The 6,613-nt window shown below is 70.1% G+C and carries 8 protein-coding genes; 6 read left to right on the top strand and 2 right to left on the bottom strand.

Annotated features, from left to right (window positions below):
* The first annotated feature begins 126 nt into the window (after nucleotides 1-126).
* Genes AB0J39_RS37150 through AB0J39_RS37160 form a run of 3 tightly spaced genes read left to right on the top strand, consistent with a single transcriptional unit; the run spans nucleotide 127 to nucleotide 1,867 of the window.
* A complete protein-coding gene (locus AB0J39_RS37150) occupies nucleotides 127-1,374 on the top strand; it encodes a PBSX family phage terminase large subunit (protein ID WP_363473487.1) in 1,248 nt (415 codons plus the stop codon).
* Nucleotides 1,371-1,601 carry a hypothetical protein gene (locus tag AB0J39_RS37155; protein ID WP_363473489.1) on the top strand — a complete coding sequence of 77 codons (231 nt, stop codon included), beginning with the start codon at nucleotides 1,371-1,373 and terminating at the stop codon, nucleotides 1,599-1,601. Before AB0J39_RS37150 ends, AB0J39_RS37155 begins: the two co-directional genes overlap by 4 nt.
* 56 nt (nucleotides 1,602-1,657) lie before the next feature.
* Nucleotides 1,658-1,867: a hypothetical protein gene (locus tag AB0J39_RS37160; protein ID WP_363473491.1), complete on the top strand. Its 210-nt coding sequence runs from the start codon at nucleotides 1,658-1,660 to the stop codon at nucleotides 1,865-1,867.
* Nucleotides 1,868-2,036: 169 nt separating this feature from the next.
* On the opposite strand, the gene AB0J39_RS37165 is transcribed toward AB0J39_RS37160, so the two are convergent.
* Complete coding sequence (locus tag AB0J39_RS37165) at nucleotides 2,037-2,192, bottom strand: hypothetical protein (protein WP_363473494.1); 156 nt, start codon at nucleotides 2,190-2,192, stop codon at nucleotides 2,037-2,039.
* A 127-nt stretch (nucleotides 2,193-2,319) separates the two neighbouring features.
* Between AB0J39_RS37165 and AB0J39_RS37170 the strand changes: the two genes are divergently transcribed.
* A complete protein-coding gene (locus AB0J39_RS37170) occupies nucleotides 2,320-3,891 on the top strand; it encodes a hypothetical protein (RefSeq protein ID WP_363473497.1) in 1,572 nt (523 codons plus the stop codon).
* A 10-nt stretch (nucleotides 3,892-3,901) separates the two neighbouring features.
* On the opposite strand, the gene AB0J39_RS37175 is transcribed toward AB0J39_RS37170, so the two are convergent.
* Entirely contained in the window at nucleotides 3,902-4,111 is a 210-nt protein-coding gene (locus AB0J39_RS37175; protein WP_363473499.1) for a hypothetical protein, read from the bottom strand.
* Nucleotides 4,112-4,181: 70 nt separating this feature from the next.
* Here AB0J39_RS37175 and AB0J39_RS37180 point away from each other — a divergent pair, with 70 nt between their 5' ends.
* Together AB0J39_RS37180 and AB0J39_RS37185 are read left to right on the top strand one after the other, a co-directional pair.
* Nucleotides 4,182-6,314 carry a phage minor capsid protein gene (locus AB0J39_RS37180; protein WP_363473501.1) on the top strand — a complete coding sequence of 711 codons (2,133 nt, stop codon included), beginning with the start codon at nucleotides 4,182-4,184 and terminating at the stop codon, nucleotides 6,312-6,314.
* A gap of 9 nt (nucleotides 6,315-6,323) precedes the next feature.
* Nucleotides 6,324-6,613, top strand: a 290-nt coding sequence (locus AB0J39_RS37185; protein WP_363473503.1) for a hypothetical protein, incomplete at its 3' end; no start/stop codon positions are given.

Consider the following 6,613-nt stretch of genomic DNA (forward strand, 5'->3'; position numbering starts at 1 on the left):
TCATGTCCGACAAGCACATGGCCTACGAGCGCTTCGACGCCGACAACGGCGCCGACGAGGCCCGCTCCATGCTCGGCGCCCTCGCCGCCGGCCTCCAGGCCGCCTACGACCAACTCGGCCCCGACGATGGATCTTGACGCCGTCACCCGCGTGCTGTCGCCCAAGCAGATCCGCTCCATCGTCGAGGCCCAGTCACGGATCAACCTGTGGGAAGGCTCCGTCCGCTCAGGCAAGACCGTCGCCTCCCTGCTCCGCTGGCTCATGTTCGTCGCGGACCCGCCCCGCGGCGGGGAGCTCGTCATGGTCGGCCGGACCCGCGACAGCATCGCGCGCAACGCCTTCGGCCCGCTGACCAACCCCGACCTGTTCGGCGCGCTGGCCCGCCAGGTGCACTACAACCCCGGCGCCGCGACCGCCACGATCCTCGGGCGGACCGTGCACATCCTCGGCGCGAACGACGCCAAGGCCGAGCCGAAGGTCCGCGGCATGACGGGGGCCGGCGCGTACGTCGACGAGGCGACCACGATCCCGCGGGCGTTCTTCGACCAGCTCAACGCCCGCTGCTCCGTCCCCGGCGCGAAGATCTTCGCGACCACAAACCCGGACAACCCGGCGCACTGGCTCCGCAAGCAGTACATGCTCCGCCCCGCCGAGACCGCGCTGAGGTCCTGGCACTTCGTCCTCGACGACAACCCGCACCTCCCCGCCGACTACGTGGCCACGCTGAAAAGCACGTACGTCGGCCTGTGGTACCGCAGGTTCATCCTCGGCCACTGGGTGCAGGCCGAGGGCGCCGTGTTCGACATGTTCGACGAGACCATGCACATCGTCGACGTGCTCCCGCAGATGGCCGACGTGATCGCCCTCGGGGTCGACTACGGCACGAGCAACCCGTTCGCCGGGCTGCTGCTCGGACTGGGCGTCGACGGCCGGCTGTACCTCACCCGGGAGTTCAGGTACGACAGCAAGCGCGAGCACCGGGCCCTCACCGACGCCGAGTACTCCGCGCGGCTACGGGCCTGGCTCGGCGACGAGCGTCCGCGGTTCGTGATCGTCGACCCGTCGGCGAAATCGTTCCGCGTCCAGCTCCACGCCGACGGCATCACGAGCACGCTCGGCGACAACGACGTGCTCGACGGCATCCGCACCGTCGCGAGCCTGTTCGCGACCGGCCGGCTGTTCGTGCATCGGTCGTGCGCCGGGCTGATCGAGGAGTTGCCCGGCTACGTGTGGGACGACGAGAAGGCCGAGGACGGCGAGGACGTGCCCGTGAAGGCGGACGACCATTCGATCGACGCGGCGCGGTACGCGGTGTTCACGACGCGGGCGGTGTGGCAGCACCGGCTCGTCAAGCCCGTCATGGAGGCAGCATGAGCGCGTACTGGTCCTGGCTCCTGATGGCCGTCGGCGTGCTCGGTCTGTACTACGCGGGGAAGCGGCGCGCGATCGGCTGGGCCATCGGCCTCGGCGCACAGGCCCTGTGGATCGCGTACGCCATCGCCACCCGGCAGTGGGGCTTCATCGTGTCCGCGCTGGCGTACGGCGCGGTGTACGGACGCAACTACCTCTCGTGGCGGCGTGATCGTCACACCGCCGAATAGCTTGCGGGAAGACACATTCTCCCGGGCTATCCTTCACCCCCCTGGAGATCCTCTTCATGTCCGATCTGACACTGAGCGCCGATGAGGTCCGTGCCGTCCTCGACTCCATGGACTCCAACGACCACTGCACGTGGGCTTACCACATGGAGATCAAGGCGGTCCGCGAGAAGATCGCCGCGTTCGCAGGCGATGGCGGTCTGGTTCTCCAGAGAGCCGAAGGCGAGACGACGCCCCCGGCCGAGGACAACGCGACGAGCAGGTCGTGATCCACGGCCGCCGCTACAAGGTCGTCGAGTGGAGCAGCCACGGCGACCAGGGCCACGGCTACGACGAGTGGACGCTCTACGCCACGCCGATCGACGAGGACCCGGCCTGATCGCTCCGGGTTGGCCTCGGCCAACACCACCACGGCGCCGACCGAGGCCCCCCGCTCCACTACCTGAGGAGCTCGACATCGTCGATCTCCGAGCAGCGGCAGTGCAGGACCACGTCATCGCCGTTGAACAGGGTCAGCCAGTCAGCCCGACGGTGCGGACGCCAGACCCGGTATTCGTCGTAGACGTACACGTCGCCCCGCTTCCGACCGCGCATTTTAATTCTCGCGGCAGCCATTCTTCACCCCCTTTCAATTCGAACGAACTTAACGCTCCAATTCTCCCAGAATGGCCCGCGAAAAAGGTAGAACCGCAGGTCAGACGCCACATGAAGGGGAAATCCCATGCCGCTGCCGAGCGGCGGCACCTGGCCGCCCAAACCCCTCACACCCATCCACGACCAATACAACGTCTGGTCCACCTGGTACGAGGGCGACCCCGACGCCCTCGCCGCCCTGTACGGCGACACCCGCGGCGACCACGCCCGACCGGCCAACCGGCCGAGCACGTACCGGGGCGGCATCGTCGGCGGCGTCGCCCGGTTCTTCTGGGGAGCACCCACCCCGGCCGGCGAGAAGCGCACGAAGCTCCACATCCCGCTGCCGGCCGACCTCGCGACCACCGCCGCCGACCTCCTCTACAGCGAGCCCCCGTCGATCACCGTGACCGACACGGGCACGCAGGACCGCATCAACGAGCTGATCGACGCAGGCCTCCACGCCACCCTCCTCGACGGCTCCGAAGTCGGCGGCGCGCTCGGCGGCTCCTACCTCAGAATCTGCTGGGACAAGGCCATCGCCGACCGGCCGTGGATCGACGCCGTGCACGCCGACGCCGCTGTCCCCGACTGGACGTGGGGGAAGCTCAGGGCGGTGACGTTCTGGCGAGTCCTCGAGGAGGATGGGCAGGAGCGGCTCGTCCACCTGGAGCGGCACGAGCCCGGTCACATCCTGAACGGCTTGTACAAGGGCACCCGGGGCGACCTCGGTAAGCAAATCCAGCTCACCTCGCACGAGGCGACGAAGGGTCTGCAGCCAGTCGTGCCGACGGGGATCAAGAAGCTCACCGCGGGCTACCTCCCATGCAGGCGGCCCACAAGGCGGTGGCGCCGCTTCCCCGCCGGCGCCAACCTCGGCCGCTCCCTGTTCGAGGGCGTCGAGCACCTCTTCGACAGCCTCGACGAGGTCTACACGAGCTGGATGCGGGACATCCGCCTCGCGAAGGCCCGGCTGATCGTCCCCTCCTCATACCTCCAGAGCAACGGCCCTGGGCAGGGCGCCAGCTTCGAGGCGGACCGCGAGGTGTACGAGGCGCTCGAAGCGCTCACCTCCGGCGAGCGCATGGAGATCACCCCGCAGCAGTTCGCGATCCGCGTGGCCGAGCACGAGCAGTCCGCCATGGCCATCGTCCAGGTCATCCTCCGCACCGTCGGATTCTCCGCGCAGACGTTCGGCATGCAGGGCGAGACCGCCATGACGGCCACGGAGGTCGCCGCGAAGGAACGCCGCTCGCTGATCACCCGGGACCGAATGATCACCTACCAACGGCCGGAGCTGGAGGACATCGTCGAGACGTGGCTCATGCTCGACAACAAGCTCGGCTCCGGCGTCGAGGTAGAACGGCCGAACGTCGTGTTCGGCGACGGCGTCTCCGAAGACACCCGCACGCTTGCCGAGACCGCGAACCTCCTCGCCCAAGCCCAGTCCGCGAGCATCGAGACCCGCGTCCACCTGCTGCACCCGGACTGGGACGAGACGCAGGTCGCCGACGAGGTCGAGCGGATCAAGGAGGAGAACAACATCGGCGCCGTGGTGCCGGATCCGTTCGCCCTCCGGCCGCCGGGCGCGTTCGGCGACCAGGGAGAGGGCGTCGAGCCGCCGGCCGACGACGAGCAGGACGGCCCGCCGGAGAGCTAGAGGAGAGCGATCAGTGAGACTGGTCGCTGCTCCAGCAATCCGCGCAGTAGCCGTACCGGAGCTTTCCCTTAGTCGTCTCCGCCCGGCACGCCTTGCATCTCGCGGGCTGCTCGGCGTCGGGCTTGCTGGACTTCACCAGTCCCCGCTCCCAGGCGTACGGCTTCCGCTTGCCGGGAGGACGGCCGGACCTGCGGCCACCATGGGTCATGTCACGGGCCATGCCGGTGACGGTACCGAGCCAGGACCGGCGCTGGCCTAGGTTTCGGGTGTTCAGTGGCCGGGAGGTGGCCGTGGCCGTCGACCCCGACCTCGTCGACCAGATCACCAGCACGATCGCCGACCTCTACCGCGAGGTCGAGACCGCCCTCATCAAGACGGTCGCCCAGCGCCTCCGCCAGGACATCCCGCTGCCGTCTCCCTACCAGGAGGCGAAGCTGGAGGCCGTCCAGGCGCTGAGGAGGAGCGCGCAGGCGATCCTCGCCGCGGTGCAGGCCGCACGCACCGAGGTCATCCGCCGCGCGGTCGCCGACGCCTACCGCCACGGCCAGGGCGCGGCGCTCGCCGACCTCCCCGAGTCCTGGTTCCCGCGCTCCGGCATAGGCCAGGCTGCGCGCACGGCCACACGCGAGCAGCTGCCCAACGCGGCCGTCGTCGAGAACATCGCGACCGCGCTACACCGCGACCTCGGCCGAGTCGACAGCAACATCCTGAGAGCGCCGCTCGACGCCTACCGCGCCGTCCAGGCCGGCACCGCCGCACGGGTCGCGACCGGCGCGTTCACGAGGCGTGAGGCGTCACAGGCGGCGTGGCAGCGGCTGATCGACAAGGGCATCACGTCGTTCACCGACCGCGCCGGGCGCGTCTGGCGGCTCTCCAGCTACGTCGAGATGATCGGCCGAACCAACATCCAGCGCGCCGCCATCCAGGGCCAGACCGACCGGCTCAAGTCGATCGGCATGGACCTCGTCATCGTCAGCAACGCCCCGCAGGAGTGCAAGCTCTGCCGCCCGTACGAGGGCAAGATCCTCGCCATCAACGGGCCGACCGGCAAAGTCGAGGTCGAGCACGCCACGAAGGACGGCGTCATGGTCACCGTCGACGTCGTGGCCACGCTCGACCAGGCCCGCGCCGACGGCTTCCAGCACCCCAACTGCCGCCACTCCGTCAGCGCCTACCAGGCGGGCATCACCCGGATCCCGAAGAACACGGCCGACCCCGAGGGCGACAAGGCGAGGCAGAAGCAGCGCGCGCTGGAGCGGAAGATCCGCGCCGCGAAGGAGCAGGCCGAGGGCGCGCTCACCGACGAGGCCAAGAAGGAAGCCAACCGTAAGGTGAGGGCGGCGCAGGCCGAGCTCCGCGCCCACCTGAAGGCCAACCCCAAGCTCAAGCGCCTGCCGTACAGGGAGCAGATCGGCGCCGGCAACCTGCCGAAGCCCGGCGGACCGTCCGGCGGCCCCGTCGCCGACCTCGAACCGCCCGTGCAGCCCACCTTGGACGGCGGCCCCGCACCCCGCCCGGGCGCGGCGGCCGTACCCGAACCGGCTCGTCCGGGCGCGCCCGCGCGCGGGCAGCTCTCACTCGACGACGCCACGCCCGTACGCCGTGACGACCTGGCCGCGCAGCAGCAGGCGGCCGAGGAGGCGGCGGCCAAGGCCCGCCGTAAGGCCGAGGAACGCGCGCGCCGCGAAGCCGAAGAGGCGGCCGCCCGCGCGCGCCAGGAGGCCGAACGGCAAGCCCGCCTCCGCGCGCAGGCCCCCGGCATGCGCCAAGCCCTCCGCCACCGCACCAACGCCGACGGCCTCCAGTGGGCGCGCGACCGCATGCCCATCCCGGACCTCACCGACGCCGAACGGCAGGCGGTCCGCGACTACACCGGCCCCCGCTACCAGATGGTCAACAACGGGCTGCGCGGCAACCTCCCGAGCGACCCCAGGCAGCGAGCCCACTACGAGCAGATCCTCCAGGGCTCTGACGCCGCATTCCGCAAGGCCCGGGCGCCCCAGGCGTTCATCGCGCACCGCGGCGTCGGCTCCCGATATGCGCAATCCCTCGGCGCGGACGTGCGCCGGCCTGAGACAATGAAGGCGCTCGTCGGCCGGGTGTTCTCCGAGCCTGGTTTCATGTCGACCAGCGTCGGCGCGAACGCCGCTTTCGCCGGCGACGTCTACCTCATGATCCGCGTCCCGGACGGGTACGGCGCGATGAACGTCATGCCGATCAGCCGGTTCGGAGAGGACGAGCGGGAGATCCTAATCCGCAGGAACTCCCGGTACGTCGTGCACGCTGTATACAAGGGGCGCGACGAGCGTTACATGGAGGACGACGTCTGGTTCATGGAGTTGGAGCTCGTCCCCGACGATTGGGAGAAACCGGCCGGCTGGACGCCGGACCCGTACGGCGATGCCGCCGAGGGCTACAGGTAGGAGGCGAACGTGGCAGATCACACGCCGCATGATCGGTGGACGGACACCGCGCTCGCCCCTGCCCAGGTGTCCGACTCTGGGACCTACCCCGGCGTCCCGGCCGGGCCGGTGCGCCGCGCCGCGCTGTACGACACCGCCGGCACGCTGCTGGGTCACGTGTGGACCGACGGGACCGCGGCCGGTTTTCTCGACAACGACGCCGCCGGCCCGGCGGCGATCCGCGCGGGCGCCCGCGGGTGGCGGAAACAGGCGGAAGCGCACCAGGCCGGGCGGCCCGCCGCCCGCCTGCACGAACCCGC

Source organism: Microbispora sp. NPDC049633 (assembly GCF_040675265.1).
GTDB lineage: Bacteria > Actinomycetota > Actinomycetes > Streptosporangiales > Streptosporangiaceae > Microbispora > Microbispora maris.

Coding starts and splice junctions, on each gene's coding strand:
- AB0J39_RS37150 (WP_363473487.1), top strand. CDS start 127: ATGGATCTTGACGCCGTCACCCGCGTGCTGTCGCCCAAGCAGATCCGC.
- AB0J39_RS37155 (WP_363473489.1), top strand. CDS start 1,371: ATGAGCGCGTACTGGTCCTGGCTCCTGATGGCCGTCGGCGTGCTCGGT.
- AB0J39_RS37160 (WP_363473491.1), top strand. CDS start 1,658: ATGTCCGATCTGACACTGAGCGCCGATGAGGTCCGTGCCGTCCTCGAC.
- AB0J39_RS37165 (WP_363473494.1), bottom strand. CDS start 2,192: ATGCGCGGTCGGAAGCGGGGCGACGTGTACGTCTACGACGAATACCGG.
- AB0J39_RS37170 (WP_363473497.1), top strand. CDS start 2,320: ATGCCGCTGCCGAGCGGCGGCACCTGGCCGCCCAAACCCCTCACACCC.
- AB0J39_RS37175 (WP_363473499.1), bottom strand. CDS start 4,111: ATGGCCCGTGACATGACCCATGGTGGCCGCAGGTCCGGCCGTCCTCCC.